This window comes from Streptomyces sp. NPDC060049 (genome assembly GCF_042736715.1).
In the GTDB taxonomy this organism is placed as follows: domain Bacteria; phylum Actinomycetota; class Actinomycetes; order Streptomycetales; family Streptomycetaceae; genus Streptomyces.
This window is the reverse complement of the sequence record NZ_JBHWVV010000006.1, coordinates 402,211-423,908: the sequence shown is the minus strand read 5'-3', so window position 1 is coordinate 423,908 and position 21,698 is coordinate 402,211. Positions and strand designations below refer to the sequence as shown.

Here is a 21,698-nt window from a genome sequence, read left to right as displayed (position 1 = left end):
ATTGCCGATTGCAGGTCTAAGACTGCCATGCCGGTGGCCGGTGCCCATCATCGGCGTCGGCCGGGCGTGAGGCACCGCGACCGAGGGTCTCCACGGTCCGGCGCGCGCCCGGCCCCAGCAGCGCCGATGCCTCGTCCGGCGCCGTCTCCAGCCAGTGGGCCACGACCGCTCCGAAGGCCGGCCGGGCGCGTGCCAGCTCGACCGTGCGGCGCTCGAAGACCGCCGGACCGCCCGGTACCCGCTGCAGTTGCCGCCCGGCGCGCCGGAGCAACTCGCGCGTGCGGTCCTCGGGACGCCCCTCGGCGCCCGCCGCCAGCGCGCCGAGGAACGCGTCGAGCACACCGGGGTGGGTCTCCTCGCCGAGCAGTACGCCGGCCAGCTCGCCGCGGAGCGTGTACGAGGGCTCCGTGCCCGGCGCGGCCAGTACGGCGGCCAGCGCGGCCCGTACCGGCGGCGAACCGCAGCGGAGCAGGTCGAGCACGAGCGGGCGCAGCACCGGGGCGGCAGCCAGGCCCTGTTCGAGCCTGCGCTCCACGAACTCGGCGCCGTGCGCGGCGTCCTGCGGGTGGCGCGCGAGGTGCTCCCGTACGAGGTCACCCGCGCGCCGCGCCAGGCCCGGCGTGGCCAGCGCGGCGAGCGCCCGCACCACCTCCCCGTCGGCCCGGTCCCGCAGGGCGGCGAACACCGCGTCCGGGTCGGGCAGCACGGGCAGGGCCGCGATCAGCGCGGAGGCGGGCAACCCTGTCCCGCTGCCCGGGTCGCGGAAGCAGGCGAGGGCATCGGGTAGGTAGCGGGCCCGGACCTGGGGGTCGCGGAGCAGGATGCCGAGGGCGCTGCCGTGCAGGGAGACGTCGTCGGGTCGGGCGAGCAGGGCCTGCGCGGCGTGGCGCAGGAGCTCGCGGTCGGCCGGGGTGCGCACGTGCGCGGCGGCGGCCGGACCGTGGGCGGCGGCCGCGACCCGGCGGCCGGGCCGCGTGTCGTGGGCCCAGCGGTCCACCGCCCTGCAGAGCGCGGAGGGCTCGTCCTCGGCGAGCACGGCGAGCAGTTCGTCGGCGCGGGGGTGCGCGGCGGTGACGAGCGCCTCGGCGAGATCGTCGACGGCGAGCCGCCGGTGGGTGTGCAGCAGTGCCTGGGCGGCGGTGGCGACGGTGGCGCCGGGCCGTCCCAGCAGCCGACGCTCGTCGCGGAACCACGCGCAGAGCAGCGGCTGCACGAGGCGCGGCGCCCGGACGAGCCGCCGGGCGGCGGCATCGAGATAGCGGTGGTCGCGGGCGACGAGCCGGCGCAGCAGGTCGAAGCGCTCCTCCTCGGCGAGCCGCAGCCGGTTCCAGAACCATCCCCCGAACTCTTCGGCGAGCGGACGCGCGGCCTGCTCCGCGACCGGTCCGGCGGGGGGATCCGCCCGGACCGGGTCCGCCACGTGTGCGGCCAGGGCGTGCAGGACGGGGAGGTGGGGGGTGGCGTCGGGGGCGCGGAGCAGGCTCTCGCGCAGGAGCCGGCCGGCCCACCAGAGGGCCTCGGGTTCGGTGGACGTGGCGAGCACCGCCAGGAGCCGGGTCATCGCCGGGCGGCTCTCGTCCGGCGGCAGCCGCAGCAGGGCCTCCAGCACGGGCCCGATGCGGTGGCGGGGGACGCAGCGGCCCAGGCCGTCGAGGGCTGCGGGCAGGTCCAGGTGCGCGGCCTGCAACCAGTCGGAGAGTTCCTCGTGGGCGAAGCGGTAGCCGTCGCCGGCGGGCACCAGCAGCCCTTCGGCGAGCGCGGCGGAGGCCCAGCCGGTGCGCCAGGGGAACAGTTCCTCGAAGGACGCCCGGTCCAGCTGCCCCTGCCCCGGCCCCAGGCACCGCCGCGCGGCCTCGTGCGCCCGTCCGGCCACTCGCGCGGCCAGCCGCCCGACGCCGGGGCCGTGGATCCCGCCGCCGTCCGCCGGTACGGCGCCGCCCGTACCCGGTCCGTGGCCGGCGCCCTTCCCCGCGTCCCTGTCCCCGCCGGAGCCTGCGGAGCCGCCGGCCGGGGCTTCCTCCGCGGGCTGCCCCGCGGTTCTACGGGGCTGCGGCAGCGCGGCGCAGACACGGACGGCCACCCGCAGGCACAGCAGGTCCAGGTGCGCGGCGAAGACCTCGTCACGGGTCGGCCGCCCGGCGGTGACCCCGGCCGCGCGCACCTGCGCGAGCAGCCGGAGCGTGAGCGGGTGGCGGGCGTCGGCTTCCGCGACCGCGTCGGCCGGGATCCCCAGGCGGGCCCGGGCGGGTTCCGCCTCGTCCGGGGTGAGATCGCCGATCGGGAGGGCGGGCGGCAGCCGCCGGGCCGGCCGGGCCGGGGTGTGGAGCAGCTCGGGCGGGTACAACCTCCCGGCCGCCTCCCAGTGTTCGGGCCGGGCGGCGATCACCAGCCGGGTTCCGGTGGTCCGCAGCCAGGCGGCGGTGGCGTCGGTCCACGGGCCGAGCGCGTGCGCGAGCGCGGGCGGCATCTCCTCCGGCGCGTCCAGGACCACCAGCAGGGGCCGACCGGCCGGGGCCACCAGCGTGGCGACGGCCGTGGCCGTCGTCGCGGGCCCCGGTACCGCCAGGATGCGCGAGGCACCGGCCAGCGCTCGCGTGGCCGCGTCGGCCAGCGAGGCGTCCCGGGCCCTCAGGTCGGCGCCGCGGAGCCAGAGGGTCGGTGCCGGGCCCGGGCCGTCGGCGCGGCGTACGGCCAGGGCTGCGAGGGCCGTGGTGCGGCCGGTGCCGGGCAGGCCCACGAGGGCGAGGACCGGTCGGTCCGCTGCGGTGAAGGCGTCGAGTTCGGCCGCGATCGCGGGGCGGTCCACCCGTTCGGGTCCCTGCGCGGCGAAGGCCGCGCCGAGGGTGTTCCCCGTGAGCTGGAGGGCTCCGGCGAGGTTCAGGTCGGCGCCGTGGCCGGGCACGGTGGCGGCGTTGGTCCTCAGCAGTGCGGCGAGGCGCCCGCCTTGGTCGGCGGCCGCGGCGGCGGCGAGGGGCACCGCGAAGCCGCCGGAGCGGTGCTCCGTGCGCGGAGCGGTGACCAGTACCGCGAGCACCGCTCCGGTGGCCGCGTCCAGGACCGGGCCCCCGCGGACCTCCCCGCCCAGCGTCAGCGCGTCGCGGCCGTCGGTCCCGATCGCCAGTTCCAGCGCGGCCGGCAGCACGTGGGAGCGGTCCGTCGCCCGGTAGGCGACCTCGGCCCCGCCCAGTACCCGTGCCTGTCGCCAGCCGCGCGCGGCGAGCCGTACGTACGTGCCGGGAGCGACCGCCTCCCGCCGCGCGATCGGCAGGGGCCGCACGCCGAGCCCGTCGCTGCGTACGAGTGCGAGTCCGAGCTCGGGCAGGGCGGTGACGTCCGACGCGCCCACCGGGCACGTCCGCTTCCCCGGGCCCGGGCCGTGCAGGACCAGGCGGGCCATGCCGTCCACGGTCTCGTGGCCGGTCACCACCGTCCCGCGGTCGTCGGCGACGAAGCCGGTGCCCCGCGGCCTCCCGGCTAGATCGCAGATCCTGACCAGTTCCGCCGTCACCGCACCACTCCCCGCCGCGTGCCCCGTATCCACGACGGTAGGGGGATGAAGATCAGCGGGAACAGCACGCGAGGCGAAAGCGCCCCCTTGTGCTCCCTCCATTCACTCCGAGCGCCTGCTCGGACGGGTGAATTTGGGGCTCCGGGTGGATAGAGACCTACCCGAGGGGGGTCGTGGAGCGGTGAGCGGCAGTGCATGTGTGCGCTCACCGCTCCACGTCGAAGGCGGTCGGGCCGGAGCCGACACGACCAGACCGCGCCGAAGGCGGTCCGGCCGGATCACACCGGCCGGGGCCGGTTCAGACGAAGACCGCCAGCGACTTCGCCTTGCCGCCCTTGCTCTCCACGAGCCCGAGCAACTGCCCGTCCGGTCCGTAGACCGCGATCGCCCTGCCGGCCTCGTACTCCTCCGGCATCTCGATGCGCACGCCGTTCGCCAGCAGCGACGCCCGCCGGGCGTCCAGGTCCCAGCGCGGGAACGCCGCGGCGGCGGCGTCACCGATCGGCATGACGGTCAGCTCCTCCTGGAGCTGGTCGAGGGTGCGCGCCCGGTCGATCTTGTACGGGCCCACCCGGGTGCGCCGCAGCGCCGTGAGGTGGCCGCCGACACCGAGGTCGGCGCCCAGGTCGCGGGCGAGTGCGCGGATGTACGTACCGCTGGAGCAGACGACGGAGACGATGAGGTCGACGACCTTGGTGCCGTCCTCCGCCTGCGCCTCGCGCATGTCGTACACCTGGAACGACGAGACGGTCACCGGCCGGGCCGGGATCTCGAAGTCCTCGCCGTCACGGGCGCGCTTGTAGGAGCGCACGCCCTTGATCTTGATGGCACTGACCTTGGACGGGACCTGCATGATCGCGCCGGTCAGCTTCGCGATGCCCTCGTCCACGGCCTCGCGGGTGACCCCGGCGGCGTCGATCGAGGAGATGATCTCGCCCTCGGCGTCGTCCGTCAGGGTGTTCTGGCCCAGCCGGATGGTGCCGAGGTACTCCTTCTCCGTGAGCGCGAGGTGGCCGAGGAGCTTGGTGGCCTTCTCGACGCCCAGGACCAGCACGCCCGTCGCCATCGGGTCGAGCGTGCCGGCGTGGCCGACCCGGCGGGTCTTGGCGATCCCGCGCATCTTGGCGACCACGTCGTGCGAAGTGAAGCCGGACGGCTTGTCGACGATGACCAAGCCGTCCGGAGTCTGCCCTGCGTTGCTGCTCATTCGGCGGTTGCGCCCTCGTCCTCGTCCTCGTCCGGCTTCTTGTACGGGTCGGCGTCACCGGCGTACTTCGCGCCGGAGGACACCTCCCGCACCTGCGCGTCGGACGCGCGCGCCTTGTCGAGGAGCTCCTCGATGCTCTTGGCGGTCTCCGGGAGGGCGTCCGCCACGAAGGTCAGGGTGGGCGTGAACTTGGTCTGCGCCGCCCGGCCGACCGCGGAGCGCAGTACGCCCTTGGCGCTCTCCAGGCCCGCTGCCGCACTGGTTCGGGCCTCGTCGTCGCCGTAGACCGTGTAGAAGACCGTGGCCTCCCGCAGATCGCCGGTGACCCGGGTGTCCGTGATGGTCACGTGCGTACCGAGGCGGGGGTCCTTGACACCACGCTGCAGCTTCTCGGCCACCACCTCCCGGATGAGGTCCGCCAGCTTCTTCGCCCGCGCATTGTCGGCCACTGGTCCGTCTCCTTCTTCGTCTTGCGGTCAGTCTTCATCACCGTGGAGGCGCCGTCGTACGGACAGCAGCTCCACTTCCGGACGTGCCGCGACCAGCCGCTCGCAGCGGTCCAGTACATCCGAGAGGAACCCCGTGTCCCCACTGACCAGAGCGACCCCTATACGGGCCCTTCGGTGCAGGTCCTGGTCGCCCACTTCGGCCGCGCTCACAGAGAACTTGCGCTGGAGCTCGGCGACGATGGGCCGGACGACGGAGCGTTTCTCCTTCAGCGAGTGAACGTCGCCGAGGAGCAGGTCGAAGGACAGAGTCCCCACGTACATGCAGTTCCGGATATCCCGCCGGTGCGGGTTCGGTGGCCTGCCGGCCGTCGCGCGGCAGGGTCACCAGAACCGTACACGCAACGGCCGGGGCCGATCGACGGATATTCCGCCGACCGGCCCCGGTGTTACGACACGGTACGAACCGCCACGCGCTTACGCGCGGGGCTTCTCGCGCATCTCGTACGTCGCGATGACGTCGTCGATCTTGATGTCGTTGAAGGAACCGAGGTTGATACCACCCTCGAAGCCCTCGCGGATCTCGGTGACGTCGTCCTTGAAGCGGCGCAGACCGGAGATGGTGAGGTTCTCGGCGACGACCTTGCCGTCGCGCAGGAGCCGCGCCTTGGTGTTGCGCTTGACCTCGCCGGAGCGGATGAGAACACCCGCGATGTTGCCCAGCTTGGACGAGCGGAAGATCTCGCGGACCTCCGCCGTACCGAGCTCGACCTCTTCGTACTCCGGCTTGAGCAGACCCTTCAGGGCCGCCTCGATCTCCTCGATGGCCTGGTAGATCACCGAGTAGTAGCGGACGTCGACACCCTCGCGGTCCGCCATCTGCGCGGCACGGCCGGCCGCACGGACGTTGTAACCGATGACGATGGCGTCGGAGCCCATCGCCAGCGAGATGTCGGACTCGGTGACCGCACCCACACCGCGGTGCAGGACCCGGATGTCGACCTCTTCACCGACGTCGAGCTGGAGCAGCGAGGACTCGAGAGCCTCGACCGCACCGGACGCGTCGCCCTTGATGATGAGGTTGAGTTCCTGGACCAGACCGGCCTTGAGCACCGAGTCGAGGTCCTCGAGGGACACGCGACGGACGCGCTTGGCGAAGTTGGCGTTGCGCTCACGCGCAGCACGCTTCTCGGCGATCTGACGGGCCGTACGGTCCTCGTCCACGACGAGGAAGTTGTCGCCGGCGCCGGGGACGTTGGTGAGACCCAGGACCAGGACGGGGGTCGACGGACCCGCTTCCTCGACGTTGTTGCCCTTGTCGTCGAGCATGGCGCGCACTCGGCCGTAGGCGTCGCCCACGACCATCGTGTCGCCGACGCGGAGGGTACCGCGCTGGACGAGGACGGTGGCGACGGCACCGCGGCCGCGGTCGAGGTGGGACTCGATCGCAATACCCTGAGCGTCCTGCTCCGGGTTGGCGCGCAGGTCGAGCGAGGCGTCGGCGGTGAGGACGACGGCCTCGAGCAGGGAGTCGATGTGCAGACCCTGCTTGGCGGAGATGTCGACGAACATCGTGTCGCCGCCGTACTCCTCGGCGACCAGACCGAACTCGGTGAGCTGACCGCGCACCTTGACCGGGTCGGCACCCTCGACGTCGATCTTGTTGACCGCGACGACGATCGGGACGCCGGCGGCCTTGGCGTGGTTGAGCGCCTCGATCGTCTGCGGCATGACGCCGTCGTTGGCCGCGACCACGAGGATCGCGATGTCGGTCGACTTGGCACCACGGGCACGCATGGCGGTGAACGCCTCGTGACCCGGGGTGTCGATGAAGGTGATCTTGCGCTCTTCACCGTTGACCTCGGTACCGACCTGGTAGGCACCGATGTGCTGCGTGATGCCGCCGGCCTCGCCCGCGACCACATTGGTCTTGCGGATGGCGTCGAGCAGTCGGGTCTTACCGTGGTCGACGTGACCCATGACGGTCACGACCGGCGGACGCGGCATGAGGAATTCCTCGCCACCCTCGTCCTCGCCGAACTCGATGTCGAAGCCCTCGAGGAGCTCGCGGTCCTCTTCCTCCGGGCTGACGATCTGAACGACGTAGTTCATCTCGCCGGCCAGCATTTCGAGGGTCTCGTCGGAGACGGACTGCGTGGCAGTGACCATCTCGCCGAGGTTCATCATCACGGCGACGAGCGACGCCGGGTTGGCGTTGATCTTCTCCGCGAAGTCGGTGAGGGACGCACCGCGCGACAGGCGAACGGTCTCGCCGTGGCCGCGGGGCAGCATCACGCCGCCGACGGACGGGGCCTGCATGGCCTCGTACTCCTGGCGCCTCTGACGCTTGGACTTGCGACCACGACGGGCCGGACCGCCGGGACGGCCGAAGGCGCCCTGCGTGCCACCACGGGCACCGGGACCACCGGGACGCCCGCCGAAGCCGGGACGACCGCCGCCGCCGGCACCAGCCGGACCGCCGCCGAAGCCGCCACCACCGGGACGGGGACCGCCGAAGCCGCCACCGCCGCCGGGACGCGAGCCCGGACCGGCCGGACGGCCGGCGAAGCCGCCGCCCGCGGGACGACCCGCGCCACCGGCGCCACCGGGACGGGCACCGCCCGCACCGGGACCACGGCCACCGGGGCCGCCACCGGGACGGGGACCGGGACCACCGGCAGCGGGACGCTGCGGCATCATGCCCGGGTTCGGACGGTTACCACCGGGGGCACCACCGGGACGCGGGGCACCGCCCTGCGGACGCGGCATGCCGCCCGGGGTGGGACGACCCGCGCCCTGACCCTGGGGACGCGGGGCGCCGCCGGGGCCGCCCTGCGGACGGGGAGCACCCTGACCGCCACCGGCGCCGGGGGCACCGGGACGGGGAGCGCCGGCCGGACGGGGCGCCTGCGGGCGCGCCATGCCGGTGGAGCCACCAGAGGTGAAGGGGTTGTTGCCCGGACGGGGACCGGCCGGACGGGCGCCCTGCGGACGCGGAGCCTGGGCTCCACCGGGACCGGCGGGACGCTCGGTGCGCGCCGGAGCGGCACCGGCCGGACGCGGGGCGCCGGGACGGGCGCCGGCCTGGCCGCCCTGACCCTGCGCCGGACGCTGCTGCGCCGGACGGGGGCCGGGAGCCGCGGCGGCGGGACGCTCGGTGCGCGCCGGGGCGGCGGGAGCCGCCGGGGGCGCGGAGAACTCGGTCACCACGGGAGCCGCCGGAGCGGGCTTCGGGGCGGCCGGGGCCTTCGGGCCGGGACGCGGGCCGGAGGCGGCCGGAGTCACCGGGGCGGGAGCCGCGGCGGCCGGAGCCTCTGCGACGACCGGCTTGGGGGCCGGCGCGCCGGGCTTCGGCGCGGCGGGACGTGCGGGACCCGGGGTCGGGGCCCCGGGCTTGGCCGGTGCGGCGCTACGGGGCGCGCCCGGCTTCGCAGGGGCCTTGCCGGCGTTGCCGCCGGGACCCTGCAGTGCGTCGGTCAACTTGCGAACGACCGGCGCCTCGATGGTCGAGGACGCCGAACGGACGAACTCACCGAGTTCCTGGAGCTTGGCCATGACGACCTTGCTCTCAACTCCGAACTCCTTGGCGAGTTCATATACCCGGACCTTAGCCACTTCGCTCCTTTTAGGTCCGGGTTACGCCGGACCGTCGCTACTTCATGGGCGTACTCATCGCGTACTCATCGAGTGGTGCTCATCGCAATCTCGACCTACTTCCAACTCGCGAGGTACCTGACCGCACGGTGATCCGTGCCGTACTACGTTCTTCTTACGGTGTCGCCTCGGCCTTGCCGACCACGGCACTGCGCAGTCCTGCCGTGTCGAGCGCTCCTGCGGACCTAAGGGACCGGGGGAACGCTCTGCGGCGGACCGCCTGATCGAGGCAGACCACGGCGGGGTGCACGTAGGCACCCCGGCCGGGCAGCGTACCGCGTGGATCGGAGACGCATTCGTCACCGACCGCCACGATGCGCAGCAGATCGCTCTTGGCCGCTCGCTCCCGACACCCCACACAGGTGCGTTCGGGGCGTGCTCGGGCTTGCGTCCGGCCAGACACGCTTAAGTCTACCTCCCCGCACCGACCTCACCCCTTCGGGCGAAAAATCGAACGGACGTTGTCGTGATCCATCGGTCGGCCGCCCGCTGCCGAAACGCCGGCGGCGGGCGGCCGCGTACCACGGACCGAGTTCCTTGTTCCTGTCTACCGTCGGGTCAGCCCCGGGCGGTACCGGATTTATTCCCCGCGGCGATCATCGCGACGGTCGTCACGCCGGTCGTCGCGGCGGTCGTCACCGCGGTCGTCGCGCCGCTCTTCCCGACGTTCGCCGCGGTCACGGTCCCCGTCCGAGGGCTGCTCGGTGTCGGGCCGGATGTCGATGCGCCAGCCGGTGAGGCGGGCGGCGAGGCGGGCGTTCTGGCCCTCCTTGCCGATGGCCAGCGACAGCTGGTAGTCGGGCACGGTCACCCGCGCGGAGCGGGTGTCCCAGTCGACGACCTCGACCTTGCTCACCCGGGCGGGTGACAGGGCGTTCGCGACCATCTCCGCCGGGTCGTCCGACCAGTCGACGATGTCGATCTTCTCACCGTGCAGCTCGGCCATCACGTTGCGCACGCGGCTGCCCATGGGGCCGATGCAGGCGCCCTTCGGGTTGAGGCCGGAGCGGGTGGACCGGACGGCGATCTTGGTGCGGTGACCGGCCTCACGGGCGATCGCGCAGATCTCGACGCTGCCGTCGGCGATCTCCGGGACCTCCAGGGCGAACAGCTTCTTCACCAGGTTCGGGTGGGTGCGCGACAGGGTCACGGACGGGCCGCGGACACCCTTCGCCACCCGCACGACGTACGACTTCAGGCGCAGTCCGTGCGTGTACTCCTCGCCGGGGACCTGCTCCTGCACCGGCAGCATGGCCTCCATCTTGCCGATGTCGACGAGGACGTTCTTCGGGTCCTTGCCCTGCTGCACCACGCCGGTGATGACATCACCCTCGCGGCCCAGGAACTCGCCGAAGGTCAGGTCGTCCTCGGCGTCGCGCAGACGCTGCAGGATCACCTGCTTGGCGGTCGTCGCGGCGATGCGGCCGAAGTCCGACGGGGTGTCGTCGAACTCCTTGGCCTCCTGGCCCTCTTCCAGGTCCCTCGGGTCCTCGGTCGCCCACACGATCACGTGACCGTTGGTGCGGTCGAGCACGACGCGTGCGCGCCGGAAGCTTCCCTCGGTGCGGTGGTACGCGATGAGGAGGGCCGACTCGATCGCCTCGACGAGCAGGTCGAAGGAGATCTCCTTCTCCCGGACCAGACCCCGCAGGGCACTCATGTCGATGTCCACGGCTACGCCTCCTCTTCCTTCTTGTCCTTGCGGTTGAACTCGATCTCGACACGCGCCTTGGCGATGTCGGTGAATGCGATGCGCCGGGCGGTCGCCTTGCGGCCCTTCACGCCCGGGACTTCGAGGTCCATGCCCTCGTCGTCGACTTCGAGAATGCGGGCGATCAGTTCCCCGCCGTCAGACGTCTGGAACTTCACGAGACGGCCGGTCGCCCGGATGTAGTGACGGTGCTCGGTCAGCGGGCGGTCCGCGCCCGGGGAGCTCACCTCGAGGACGTACTCGTCCTCACCCATCGCGTCGGTCTCGTCCATCAGGTCCGAGACCTCGCGGCTCAGCTCGGCACACGCGTCCAGCTCCACGCCTTCGTCGGAATCCACGATGATGCGCAGCATCCGGCGCTTGCCGGCCTTGGACATCTCGATCTCCTCGAGGTCCAGGCCCTTGGCGGCGACGAGCGGCTCCAGCAATCCGCGCAGCCTGTCGCTCTGGGTGGTGCTCATCCGGGTGACTCCTCGGCCGCGTGTGCTGTTGTTATTTCCGTCGTGCGTCAGGTCAAAGGGTATCCGGTCGCGGAGGGTGTTGCCGTCCGCCCTGTGGAGGGGGCCCCGGGTACGGTGATCACACCTTGCCCCGCCCTCACCCCAAGGACGTCTCCGTGCCCTCGATCCTGCCGTCGCGAAGAAGCCTGCTCGCCGGTGCCGCGGGCATCGCCGGTGCCGCGCTGCTCAGCGGTTGCTCCGACGGGGACGCACCCGGCGCGGAGCCGGAGATTCCACTCGAACGGCGGATGCGCGAGAGCGCCGTACGTGACAGTGGGCGACTGCTGGAACGTTACGACGCCACGGCCACCGCCCATCCGGCCCTGGCCGCGCGCCTGGCGCCGCTGCGCGCCTCGGTCGCGGCGCACGCGTCGGCCCTCGCCGATGCCCCCGCCCCCTCCCCCTCCCGGTCCGCCCCGCCCACACCGGCCGCCTCCGCCCCGGCGGGCGCCGCGGCGCCGGGTCCCAGCGCCGAGCCGGTGCCCCCGAAGCCCGCCGACGCGCTGACCGCGCTCTCGGACGCCGAGCGGAGCCTGGCCGAGGCGCGGACGATCTCCCTGGCCGGCGCCCCCGGGGAACTGGCCCGGATGCTGGCCTCGCTGGCCGCGTGCGGCCACGTACACGCCTATCTGCTGACCTCGACCCCGGGAGCCCCGTCGTGACCGCCGAACCCCCCGCCGCCGAACAGGTCCTCCAGGCCGCGCAGTCCGCGCTCGCCGCGGAGCACGCCGCCGCCTACGGCTACGGCGTGATCGGCGCCCGGACCTCCGGCGCGCGCGGCGCCGAGGCCCGCGAGGCACACGGCGGCCACCTCGCGCGCCGTGACGCGCTCGCCCGCACCGTGCGTGAACTCGGCGGTTCCCCCCGGCCGTCCGAGGCCGCGTACGCGCTGCCCTTCACCGTGCGCACCCCCGCCGACGCCGAGCGGCTGGCCGCCGTGATCGAGGACCGGGTGGCCGGCGCGTACTCCGACCTGGTGCGCGCCGCCGAGGGCGGCCTACGCCGTGAGGCGGCCGACGCGCTGAGCGCAGCGGCCGTCCGCGCGGCGCGCTGGCGCGGTGTCGGCGTAGCCTTCCCTGGGCTCACGGAACGCGCGTCCGCGGCACAGAACTAGCGCAGACCCCGTGTGGAACCAGCGCGCAAGCACGCGCGACGAGCCCGCGCACAGCTGAAAGGGACCACTCACGCATGGCTTTCGAACCGCCGCAGCGGCTCGTACGGGCGCTCGGCGAGCTGCCGGAACCGGAGCAGAACACCGACTGGCTGGAGCGGCTGCCCCGGCTGACGGAGACCGCTCTGGCCAGGCGCGGGGTACAGGCCCAGCGGGTGCAGGCCCCCGGCGGTCGCAGCAGCCTGGTCGTACTCGTCCGGTACCCCGACGGCACTCCGGCCGCGCTGAAGCTGGCCCCGCCGGCCCTGCGGCCCGACCGGGAACTGGCCGCGCTGGCCCACTGGGGCGGGTTCGGGGCCGTACGGGTCCTCGACACGCGCCACCACGAGGAGGACGGCGGGCTGCTGCTGGAGCGACTCCACCCCGAGGTCTCGCTGCGCTCGCTGCCGGAGGCGAAGGCGCTGCTGGAGGCCTGCGGCACGCTGCGCAGGCTCTGGGTCGCCCCGACGCCCGGGCACGCCTGGGAAACGGTCGCCGAGCGCACGTCCGCGCAGGCCGAGGCGTTGCGCAAGGCCCCCGAGGAGGCGGCGGAACTGGCTTCGGCGGCGCTCGCGGCCCGCGAGGAGCTCACGGCCGCGCCGGCCGAGGAAATGCTGCTGCACGGGAACTTCCGCCAGGGCAAGGTCCTCGCCGGGGACCGGGCGCCGTGGCTGGCGGTGGGCCCGGACCCGATGGTCGGCGAGCGGGCCTACGACCTGGCGCGGCTGGTACGGGACCGCCTGGAGGACCAGGTCGCCTCCTCCGCGGGAGCCTCGGGCGCCCGGCGCCGCGTGAACAAGCTGGCGGACGCGCTCGAGGTGGACCGGGACCGGCTGCGGGGCTGGACGCTGTTCCGCGCGGTCGAGTCCGGCAACCGGGCGCTGGCCGCCGGACGGCGCCGGGACGCCGAGCAGTTGCTGGAGTTCGCGGGCTGGTTGTAGGGCATACCGTAAGAAAGAGGTATGTCCGGCAGGGGGCCGTCATGGTCGAAGAGCTGCTGACAGCGGGAATCGCCGTGTGCGTGGGCACCGCGGTCTATCTGGGCGCCGCGGCCCGCGTGGTGAAGCAGTACGAGCGGGGCCTGGTCTTTCGCTTCGGCCGGCTGCGGGAGGAGATCCGGACGCCGGGCTTCACGGTGATCGTGCCCGCGGTGGACCGGCTGCGCAAAGTGAACATGCAGATCGTGACCCTGCCGGTGCCGGCCCAGGAGGGCATCACCCGGGACAACGTCACGGTGCGCGTGGACGCGGTCGTGTACTTCAAGGTCGTCGACCCGGCCAGCGCGATCGTGGCGGTGGAGGACTACCGCTTCGCCGTCTCGCAGATGGCGCAGACCTCGCTCAGGTCGATCATCGGAAAGTCGGACCTGGACGATCTGCTGTCCAACCGGGAGATGCTCAACCAGGGCCTGGAGCTGATGATCGACAGCCCGGCGGTGGGCTGGGGCGTGCAGATCGACCGGGTGGAGATCAAGGACGTGTCCCTGCCGGAGACGATGAAGCGGTCGATGGCCCGGCAGGCGGAGGCGGACCGCGAGCGCCGGGCGCGGGTGATCAACGCGGACGCGGAACTCCAGGCCTCGCACAAGCTGGCCGAGGCGGCGGCGGTGATGTCGGACCAGCCCGCGGCGCTCCAGCTGCGCCTGCTGCAGACGGTCGTCGCCGTGGCCGCGGAGAAGAACTCCACCCTGGTGCTGCCGTTCCCGGTGGAGCTGTTGCGGTTCCTGGAACGCGCGGCCCCCGCGCCTCCGGTGACGGACCCTGCCGCTGCCGCTGCCCCTGCCCCTGCGCAAGACCCGCCCCCAGCCGGCCCGGCGCCCGAAGACCCCGCCGCGGTCGGACCGGGTACGGAAGGCCCGGCCGCGGTCGGACCGGGTACCGAGGGCCCCGCCGCGGTCGGACCGGGCACGGAAGGCCCGGCCGAGTAATCCGCTGCGCGGGGTCCGGTCCCCCACCCGCCTTCGCCCGTTCCCCGGGCGCTCTGCCCGGACCCGGTCCTCAAGCGCCGGACGGGCCGAACATCCAACCCCGCGCAGCGGCACCACGTCCCGTCCGGGTCACGGCGTCAGGCGGGCCAGGGCCTCCGTGAGCGGGAGCTCCTCGCGGGTGCCCGTCGCGCGGTTCTGGAGCTCTACCACCGACTCCGCCGAACGGCGGCCCGCGACCAGGATCCACGGGACCCCGATCAGCTCGGCGTCGGTGAGCTTCACGCCCGGGGACAGGCCCGCGCGGTCGTCCAGGAGTACGCGCAGGCCCGACGCCGCCAGGGCTTCGGCCGCCGACTCGGCGAGGGCCGACGGCACGGCCTTGCCCGCCGCCACCACGTGGACGTCCGCCGGCGCCACCGCCGCCGGCCAGCACAGTCCCCGCTCGTCCGCCGTCTGCTCGGCCAGCGCGGCCACCGCGCGGGAGACGCCGATGCCGTAGGAGCCCATCGTGACCCGGACCGGCTTGCCCTCCTTGCCGAGGACGTCGAGGCCGAAGGCGTCCGCGTACTTGCGGCCCAGCTGGAAGATGTGCCCGATCTCGATCGCCCGGTCCAGCCGCAGCCCCGCGCCGCACGCGGGGCAGGGGTCGCCCGCCTCGACGACCACCACGTCCAGGTAGCGGTCCACCTCGAAGTCCCGCCCGCAGACCACGTTCCGGGCGTGCGTGCCGGGCTTGTTGGCCCCGGTGACCCATGAAGTGCCGGGCGCGATACGGGGGTCGGCGAGGTAGGGGACCTTCACCAGGCCCTGCGGGCCCACGTAGCCCCGTACCAGGTCGGGCCGGCCTGCGAAGTGCTCCGCCGTCACCAACTCCACGACCGCCGGGGCCAGGTGCTCGCCGAGCTTGCCCAGGTCGACCTCCCGGTCGCCCGGCACTCCGACGGCCGTGATCTCGCCGTCCACCGTGACGAGGAGGTTCTTGAGCGTCGCCGACGCGGGGATGCCCAAGTACGCCGCGAGGGTCTCGATGGTGGGGGTGTCGGGGGTCGGGATCTCCTCCAGCGGGCCGTGCTCCCCCTCGGCCGGTGTCAGGGCGAAGGTCACCGCCTCCGTGTTCGCCGCGTAGTCGCAGGAGGGGCAGTCCGCGAAGGTGTCCTCGCCCGCCTCGGCCGGCGCCAGGAACTCCTCCGACGCCGAGCCGCCCATCGCGCCCGACACCGCCGACACGATCCGGTGGTCGAGTCCGAGCCGCTCGAAGATCCGCTGGTAGGCCGCGCGGTGGAGGGCGTACGACTGCGCCAGGCCCTCGTCGGACACGTCGAAGGAGTACGAGTCCTTCATCTGGAACTCGCGGCCGCGCAGGACGCCCGACCGGGGGCGCGCCTCGTCCCGGTACTTCGTCTGGATCTGGTACAGCATGACGGGCAGGTCCTTGTAGGACGTGCACTGGTCCTTGACCAGCAGGGTGAAGATCTCCTCGTGGGTGGGGCCGAGCAGGTACTCCGCACCCTTGCGGTCCTTGAGCCGGAACAGCAGGTCCCCGTACTCCGACCAGCGCCCGCTGACCTCGTAGGGCTCCTTCGGCAGCAGCGCGGGGAGCAGCACCTCCTGCGCCCCGATCGCGTCCATCTCCTCGCGGACGACGCGCGAGACGTTGTCCAGCACCCGCTTGCCGAGCGGCAGCCAGCTCCACACACCGGCGGACGTGCGCCGGACGTATCCGGCCCGGACGAGGAGGCGGTGGCTGAGGGTCTCGGCGTCGGCCGGGTGCTCACGGAGGGTCTTGGCCATGAGGCGGGACATGCGCTGTACGTGTTGCGTTGACATGACGGGAGGCTACCGGGAGCGCTCGCGGCCGTGGGAACGGTTTCAGGGCCTGCGCAGGGGCAGCGGGGCGCCCATGACGGCGTACGGGAGGCCGGCGCTCGGGAAGTGGACCGGGCGGGCGAGGTCCCGGTAGCCGAGGGACCGGTAGAGCCCCCGGGCGGGGCTGTCGATGTCGATCGCGGAGAGGATCGAGCGCGGCTCCTCGGCGGTGTCGGTGATCGTCGTGATGAGGGTGCGGCCGACGCCGTGGCCCTGGAAACCGGGGTGGACGTGGAGCTCGGTGATCACGAAGGAGCCGTCGAGCCAGGTGTCGTGGCCGCCGGCCCGCAGGTACGGCTCGACGATGCCGGACCACCAGTGCGTGCGGTCGTTGGGCATGCCGTAGACGAACCCGGCGAGCGCGCCGTCCTCGGTGAAGGCCCCGAGCGCGCGGGCCCCACGGCAGGTCATGTGGCGCTGGACGATGTAGCGCCGGATGCCGACCTCCTCCTCGCTGAGCCCGAAGGCCACGGCCTGCACGCGCAGGGCCTCGTCGACCCGGTCGGCGAGGTCGAGGGGCCCGATCCGTAGTCCGGCGGGCCGGGCGGGGTCTTCTCCCCCGGGGGTTGGCAGCATGCGGCGACCTTACTGGGCCTCCCCGGCCCGCGGGCATGGCACCGGCGGGCTCCCGGGGCGGGGCCGGGCTCGGCGTCCGGAACGGAACGCCCGGAGCGGTCGCCCGCGGACGCTCAGAACAGGACGCTCATGAACGCGCCGATCTCGCGGAAGCCCACCCGGCGGTAGGACGCGCGCGCGGCGGTGTTGAAGTCGTTGACGTACAGGCTCACCACGGGGGCCACGTCCCTGAGCGCGTACTCGACGACGGCGGCCATCCCGGTCTCGGAGTGCCCGCGGCCGCGGAACTCGGGGGCCACCCACACGCCCTGGATCTGGCAGGCGCGGGGAGTGGCGGCGCCGATCTCCGCCTTGAAGACGACCTTGCCGTCCTCGAAGCGGGCGAAGGAGCGGCCGCCGGCGACCAGCTCGGCGACCCGCGCCTGGTAGAGCAGGCCCCCGTCGCCCGCCATCGGGGAGATGCCGACCTCCTCCGTGAACATGGCGACGCAGGCGGGCATGATCAGGTCCATCTCGTCCTTGCGGACGCGGCGGACCCGGGAGTCGGCGCCGACCTCGGTGGACGGCTGATCGATGACCATCAGCGGCTGGTGGGAGCGGACGTCGCGGGCCGGACCCCAGCTGGGCTCCAGGAGCTGCCACAGCAGCCGGGTGGCGGTGGCCGGACCCACGATGGAGGAACAGCGGCGGCCGGTGCGGCGGGCCCGGTCGGCGAAGGCGCGGATGGCCTCGGGGCCGGCGCAGGCGGGCACCAGGTTGGCGCCGGCGTAGCAGAGCGAGCGGAGCTCCCCGTCGGCGTACCAGCCCCACATCTCGCCGCCCAGGCGCCACGGATCCAGCCCGGCGACCTGGACCCGGGAGGTGATGAAGGCGTTCTCGACCGGCTCGCGTCCGAGGATCTCGAGCGCGGCGTCAAGATCACTGGGCTCTAGGACCCGGGTGGTGGTCTGCGTCAACACTGGGGCCTCACCATGCAAGTCTGCTGATCTCCGCACTGTACCCGGCGCGGCTTCGGGATGCCGCGCGGGCCCTGCGGGCCCTCGGCGGCCCGCCCGGGCCCCGGGGGCGGGGCGCCGTCGGGGGGCCCGGACAGCGCGACGGGCCCGGCGCCGCCTGGGGCGGGGCCGGGCCCGTCGGAGGTTCGGGCGGAGCCGCGGAGCTACACGCCGATCGCGACCGTCGGTTCGCCCGACATCACGCCGTCCTTCTCCATCTGCTCGGCGATCTTCATCGCCTCCTCGATCAGGGTCTCCACGATCTTCGATTCCGGCACGGTCTTGATGACCTCGCCCTTCACGAAGATCTGGCCCTTGCCGTTGCCGGAGGCGACGCCGAGGTCGGCCTCGCGGGCCTCACCCGGACCGTTCACGACGCAGCCCATGACCGCGACGCGCAGCGGGACCTCCATGCCCTCCAGGCCCGCCGTGACCTCCTCGGCCAGCTTGTACACGTCCACCTGGGCGCGCCCGCACGACGGGCAGGACACGATCTCCAGGCGGCGCGGCTTGAGGTTCAGCGACTCCAGGATCTGCCGGCCGACCTTGATCTCCTCCACCGGCGGGGCCGACAGCGAGACGCGGATGGTGTCGCCGATGCCCTCGGAGAGCAGCGCGCCGAAGGCGACGGCGGACTTGATGGTGCCCTGGAAGGCGGGGCCGGCCTCGGTGACGCCGAGGTGCAGCGGGTACTCGCACTGGGCGGCCAGCTGGCGGTAGGCGTTGACCATGACGACCGGGTCGTTGTGCTTGACCGAGATCTTGATGTCGCTGAAGCCGTGCTCCTCGAAGAGGGAGGCCTCCCACAGCGCGGACTCGACCAGCGCCTCGGGGGTGGCCTTGCCGTACTTCTTCAGCAGTCGGGCGTCGAGCGAGCCCGCGTTGACGCCGATCCGGATCGGGGTGCCCGCGTCCTTGGCGGCCCGCGCGATCTCCTTGACCTTGTCGTCGAACTGCTTGATGTTGCCCGGGTTCACGCGAACGGCGGCGCAGCCGGCGTCGATCGCGGCGAAAACGTACTTCGGCTGGAAGTGGATGTCGGCGATGACCGGGATGTTGGACTTCTTCGCGATCACGGCGAGCGCGTCGGCGTCGTCCTGCGTCGGGCAGGCCACACGCACGATGTCGCAGCCGGACGCGGTCAGCTCCGCGATCTGCTGGAGCGTGGCGCCGATGTCGGAGGTCCTGGTGGTGGTCATCGACTGCACCGAGATCTGTGCGTCGCCGCCGACGGCCACGGAACCGACCTGGATCTTGCGGCTGACCCTGCGGTCGGCAAGCTTCGTCGGCACGGCCGGCATTCCGAGAGAGATGGCAGTCATCTGCTGTGCAACCCCAAGGTGTGGATCAAGGTGTGGATCAGGTCCCGAGATCGGCGGGCTCCAGCCTTCGAGATTACGCCAAGCAGCGAGCGCTCCGCGCATCGCAGGGGGCGCGCCACCCGTCCGTAGGGAGCCGGGCACGATGCGTGCCCGGCTCCGTCACGGATGGTGTAGCGGCGTCTTCACGGCCGGGTGCTGCGACCGGCAAGGTCCACCGGGTCGCGGCGCCCGGCCCGGCACGGTACGCCTCCCGGCCACAGCACCAGATCAGGTGATCTTGATCGGGTTGACCACGTCGGCGACGAGCACCAGCAGGGTGAAGCAGAGGAAGACGCCGGCCACCACGTACGCGGCGGGCATCAGCTTCGCCACGTCGAACGGGCCCGGGTCGGCCCGCCGGAAGATCCGCGCGAAGCCGCGCCGCACCGACTCCCACAGGGCGCCCGCGATGTGCCCTCCGTCGAGCGGCAGCAGCGGCAGCATGTTGAACAGGAAGAGGGCCAGGTTGAACAGTCCGAGCACCTGGAGCCAGTTGGCCACCTTCTGCTCGGCCGGGATGTCCAGGATCGCGATCTCGCTGTTGATGCGGGCCGCGCCGACGATTCCCATCGGGGAGTCGAGCTCGCGCTCGCCGCCGTTGAATGCGGCGTTCCACAGTGCCGGGATCTTGCCCGGGAGCTTGGCCAGGGACTCCACGCTGCCCTGGACGACCTCGCCCACGCGGTCCACGGACTGGCTGAAGGTGAGCGGGGCGACCACGTTCTTCGGGCCGAAGCCGAGCCAGCCGGCCGGCACGTACTGGCCCTTGACGTAGCCGCCGTGGCCGTCCGACTTGGGGACGGTGTTCTGTACGAGGTTCGCGTCGAGCCGCACCTCACGGCCGTCGCGCTGCACGGTGATGACGGCGGGCCCGATGGTGTCGCGGACCGCCTTCTGCAGGGCCTCCCAGTCCTTGACCGGCTTCTTGCCCACGGCCACGATCTTGTCGCCCACCTGGAGGCCGGCGGCCTTGCCGGGGGCCACCGGGTCGCCGTCCTGACAGACCTTGCGGTTCTCCCGCTGGCTGAGGACGCAGTCCTGGACGGTGCCCACCGTCGTGGTGGTCTGTCCCACGCCGAAGGTCATCCATCCGCCGAAGAAGATGGCCATCGCCAGGACCAGGTTCATGAAGGGTCCCGCGAACATCACGATCACGCGCTTCCACGGCTTGCGCGTGTAGAAGAGCCGCGTCTCGTCGCCCGGCTGCAGTTCCTCGTACGCCGCCGAGCGCGCGTCCTCGATCATCGAGCGGAACGGGGAGGTCGAACGTGCGGTGACCTTGCCGTCCTCGCCCGGCGGGAACATCCCGATCATGCGGATGTAGCCGCCCATCGGGATGGCCTTGAGCCCGTACTCGGTGTCGCCCTTGTGGCGCGACCAGAGGGTCGGCCCGAAGCCGACCATGTACTGGGGCACCCGGATGCCGAAGAGCTTGGCCGTCGAGAGGTGGCCGAGCTCGTGCCAGGCGATGGAGAAGAGCAGCCCCACCACGAAGACGAGCACACCGATCACCATCAGCAGTACGGTCATGCGCGCGCCTCCACGGCGGCCCGAGCCGCCATCTCCTGTGCCCGGGCCCTGGCCCAGGTCTCCGCTTCAAGGACGTCCCGCACCGTGAGGGAAGTTCCCGTGTCCGGCGTCCCGTGTTCATCGACCACGGCAGAGACCGTATCCATGATTGCTGTGAACGGCAGCCGACCGGCCAGGAACGCCTCCACGCACTCCTCGTTCGCCGCATTGAACACGGCGGGTGCGGTACCGCCCAGGGTGCCCACGTGCCGGGCCAGGCCCACCGACGGGAAGGCCTCGGTGTCCAGCGGGAAGAACTCCCAGGTCGACGCCTTGGTCCAGTCGAAGGCGGGGGCCGCGTCGGGGATCCGCTGGGGCCAGCCGAGACCGATCGCGATCGGGCCGCGCATGTCCGGCGGGGTGGCCTGGGCGAGCGTGGAGCCGTCCGTGAACTCCACCATCGAGTGGACGTAGGACTGCGGATGGACCACGACCTCGATGCGCTCGAAGGGGATGTCGTAGAGCAGGTGCGCCTCGATGACTTCCAGGCCCTTGTTGACCAGGGTCGCCGAGTTGATGGTGATCACCGGGCCCATGGCCCAGGTGGGGTGGGCCAGCGCGTCCTCGACGGTGACGGAGGCCAGCTCGGCGCGGGTCCGGCCGCGGAAGGGCCCGCCCGAGGCGGTTACCACGAGCTTGCTCACGTCGGCACGCGTGCCGGCGGCGAGCGCCTGGAAGAGCGCCGCGTGCTCCGAGTCGACGGGGATGATCTGTCCGGGCTTCGCCAGGGCCTTCACCAGCGGACCGCCGACGATCAGCGACTCCTTGTTGGCGAGGGCCAGGGTCCGGCCGGCCCGCAGCGCGGCCAGGGTGGGCGCGAGGCCGATGGAGCCGGTGATGCCGTTGAGGACGGTGTGGCACTCGGAGGCGGCGAGCTCGGTCGCGGCCTCGGGCCCCGCGAGGATCTCGGGCAGCGGCTCGCCGGCGCCGTACTGGGCGTCCAGCGCTTCCTTCAGGGCCGGTACGGCGTCCTCGCGGGCGACGGCCACGGTGTTCACCCGCAGCAGCCGGGCCTGCTCGGCCAGCAGGGCGACCCGCCCGCCGGCGGCGGACAGCGCGGTGACGCGGAACCGGTCCGGGTTGCGCAGGGCCAGGTCGATGGCCTGGGTCCCGATGGAACCGGTGGAGCCGAGGATGACGATGTCCCGGCGGCCGGCCGCGGGGTCGAAGAGGAGGTGCGGATCGGCGAGGGGGGCTGGACGGTCGCTCATGCCCCCATTGTTGCCGC

General features: G+C 72.8%; 18 protein-coding genes. 4 read left to right on the top strand and 14 right to left on the bottom strand.

Features of this window, described 5'->3' with window-relative positions:
- Window positions 1-16: 16 nt before the first annotated feature.
- The 8 genes from ACFWBY_RS14435 to rimP form a co-directional block, all read right to left on the bottom strand.
- On the bottom strand, window positions 17-3,508 hold the full coding sequence (locus ACFWBY_RS14435) for a serine protease (protein WP_385329176.1): 3,492 nt from the start codon (window positions 3,506-3,508) through the stop codon (window positions 17-19).
- A 298-nt stretch (window positions 3,509-3,806) separates the two neighbouring features.
- Window positions 3,807-4,715 (bottom strand): tRNA pseudouridine(55) synthase TruB, encoded by a 909-nt coding sequence (gene truB / locus ACFWBY_RS14430; RefSeq protein WP_385329179.1) that lies wholly within the window; start codon window positions 4,713-4,715, stop codon window positions 3,807-3,809.
- Complete coding sequence (gene rbfA, locus ACFWBY_RS14425) at window positions 4,712-5,164, bottom strand: 30S ribosome-binding factor RbfA (protein WP_385329182.1); 453 nt, start codon at window positions 5,162-5,164, stop codon at window positions 4,712-4,714. Before rbfA ends, truB begins: the two co-directional genes overlap by 4 nt.
- Window positions 5,165-5,191: 27 nt before the next feature.
- Window positions 5,192-5,485 (bottom strand): DUF503 domain-containing protein, encoded by a 294-nt coding sequence (locus ACFWBY_RS14420; protein ID WP_030161467.1) that lies wholly within the window; start codon window positions 5,483-5,485, stop codon window positions 5,192-5,194.
- Window positions 5,486-5,638: 153 nt separating this feature from the next.
- A complete protein-coding gene (gene infB / locus ACFWBY_RS14415) occupies window positions 5,639-8,776 on the bottom strand; it encodes a translation initiation factor IF-2 (RefSeq protein ID WP_385329185.1) in 3,138 nt (1,045 codons plus the stop codon).
- A gap of 154 nt (window positions 8,777-8,930) precedes the next feature.
- Window positions 8,931-9,218, bottom strand: coding sequence for a YlxR family protein (locus tag ACFWBY_RS14410; protein ID WP_385329187.1), 288 nt, complete (start codon window positions 9,216-9,218; stop codon window positions 8,931-8,933).
- A 177-nt stretch (window positions 9,219-9,395) separates the two neighbouring features.
- Complete coding sequence (nusA, locus tag ACFWBY_RS14405) at window positions 9,396-10,487, bottom strand: transcription termination factor NusA (protein ID WP_385329189.1); 1,092 nt, start codon at window positions 10,485-10,487, stop codon at window positions 9,396-9,398.
- A gap of 2 nt (window positions 10,488-10,489) precedes the next feature.
- Complete coding sequence (gene rimP, locus ACFWBY_RS14400) at window positions 10,490-10,987, bottom strand: ribosome maturation factor RimP (RefSeq protein WP_385329192.1); 498 nt, start codon at window positions 10,985-10,987, stop codon at window positions 10,490-10,492.
- Between the two features lie 155 nt (window positions 10,988-11,142).
- Here rimP and ACFWBY_RS14395 point away from each other — a divergent pair, with 155 nt between their 5' ends.
- From ACFWBY_RS14395 to ACFWBY_RS14380, 4 genes are all read left to right on the top strand, one after another.
- Window positions 11,143-11,688, top strand: coding sequence for a hypothetical protein (locus ACFWBY_RS14395; protein WP_385329195.1), 546 nt, complete (start codon window positions 11,143-11,145; stop codon window positions 11,686-11,688).
- Entirely contained in the window at window positions 11,685-12,140 is a 456-nt protein-coding gene (locus ACFWBY_RS14390; protein ID WP_385329199.1) for a ferritin-like domain-containing protein, read from the top strand. Before ACFWBY_RS14395 ends, ACFWBY_RS14390 begins: the two co-directional genes overlap by 4 nt.
- 74 nt (window positions 12,141-12,214) lie before the next feature.
- Complete coding sequence (locus tag ACFWBY_RS14385; protein WP_385329201.1) at window positions 12,215-13,117, top strand: aminoglycoside phosphotransferase family protein; 903 nt, start codon at window positions 12,215-12,217, stop codon at window positions 13,115-13,117.
- Window positions 13,118-13,158: 41 nt separating this feature from the next.
- Window positions 13,159-14,103 (top strand): slipin family protein, encoded by a 945-nt coding sequence (locus tag ACFWBY_RS14380; RefSeq protein WP_385329204.1) that lies wholly within the window; start codon window positions 13,159-13,161, stop codon window positions 14,101-14,103.
- Window positions 14,104-14,232: 129 nt separating this feature from the next.
- Here the strand turns inward: ACFWBY_RS14380 and ACFWBY_RS14375 are convergent, their stop codons facing one another.
- From ACFWBY_RS14375 to dxr, 6 genes are all read right to left on the bottom strand, one after another.
- Window positions 14,233-15,930, bottom strand: a complete 1,698-nt coding sequence (locus tag ACFWBY_RS14375) for a proline--tRNA ligase (RefSeq protein ID WP_385329206.1) — start codon at window positions 15,928-15,930, stop codon at window positions 14,233-14,235.
- A 42-nt stretch (window positions 15,931-15,972) separates the two neighbouring features.
- Window positions 15,973-16,545: a GNAT family N-acetyltransferase gene (locus ACFWBY_RS14370; protein WP_385329209.1), complete on the bottom strand. Its 573-nt coding sequence runs from the start codon at window positions 16,543-16,545 to the stop codon at window positions 15,973-15,975.
- Between the two features lie 113 nt (window positions 16,546-16,658).
- Window positions 16,659-17,504, bottom strand: a complete 846-nt coding sequence (locus ACFWBY_RS14365) for a GNAT family N-acetyltransferase (protein ID WP_385329212.1) — start codon at window positions 17,502-17,504, stop codon at window positions 16,659-16,661.
- Window positions 17,505-17,704: 200 nt separating this feature from the next.
- Window positions 17,705-18,862: a flavodoxin-dependent (E)-4-hydroxy-3-methylbut-2-enyl-diphosphate synthase gene (gene ispG / locus ACFWBY_RS14360; RefSeq protein WP_385329214.1), complete on the bottom strand. Its 1,158-nt coding sequence runs from the start codon at window positions 18,860-18,862 to the stop codon at window positions 17,705-17,707.
- A 267-nt stretch (window positions 18,863-19,129) separates the two neighbouring features.
- The gene (locus ACFWBY_RS14355; protein WP_385329217.1) at window positions 19,130-20,431 is read right to left on the bottom strand and encodes a M50 family metallopeptidase; all 1,302 of its coding nucleotides are present in this window, start codon (window positions 20,429-20,431) and stop codon (window positions 19,130-19,132) included.
- The gene (dxr, locus tag ACFWBY_RS14350; RefSeq protein WP_385329220.1) at window positions 20,428-21,681 is read right to left on the bottom strand and encodes a 1-deoxy-D-xylulose-5-phosphate reductoisomerase; all 1,254 of its coding nucleotides are present in this window, start codon (window positions 21,679-21,681) and stop codon (window positions 20,428-20,430) included. The genes ACFWBY_RS14355 and dxr overlap by 4 nt, the downstream gene beginning before the upstream one ends.
- Between the last annotated feature and the right edge of the window lie 17 nt (window positions 21,682-21,698).

Coding starts and splice junctions, on each gene's coding strand:
- truB (WP_385329179.1), bottom strand. CDS start 4,715: ATGAGCAGCAACGCAGGGCAGACTCCGGACGGCTTGGTCATCGTCGAC.
- rimP (WP_385329192.1), bottom strand. CDS start 10,987: ATGAGCACCACCCAGAGCGACAGGCTGCGCGGATTGCTGGAGCCGCTC.
- ACFWBY_RS14420 (WP_030161467.1), bottom strand. CDS start 5,485: ATGTACGTGGGGACTCTGTCCTTCGACCTGCTCCTCGGCGACGTTCAC.
- ACFWBY_RS14385 (WP_385329201.1), top strand. CDS start 12,215: ATGGCTTTCGAACCGCCGCAGCGGCTCGTACGGGCGCTCGGCGAGCTG.
- ACFWBY_RS14370 (WP_385329209.1), bottom strand. CDS start 16,545: ATGCTGCCAACCCCCGGGGGAGAAGACCCCGCCCGGCCCGCCGGACTA.
- ACFWBY_RS14375 (WP_385329206.1), bottom strand. CDS start 15,930: ATGTCAACGCAACACGTACAGCGCATGTCCCGCCTCATGGCCAAGACC.
- dxr (WP_385329220.1), bottom strand. CDS start 21,681: ATGAGCGACCGTCCAGCCCCCCTCGCCGATCCGCACCTCCTCTTCGAC.
- ispG (WP_385329214.1), bottom strand. CDS start 18,862: ATGACTGCCATCTCTCTCGGAATGCCGGCCGTGCCGACGAAGCTTGCC.
- ACFWBY_RS14355 (WP_385329217.1), bottom strand. CDS start 20,431: ATGACCGTACTGCTGATGGTGATCGGTGTGCTCGTCTTCGTGGTGGGG.
- ACFWBY_RS14380 (WP_385329204.1), top strand. CDS start 13,159: ATGGTCGAAGAGCTGCTGACAGCGGGAATCGCCGTGTGCGTGGGCACC.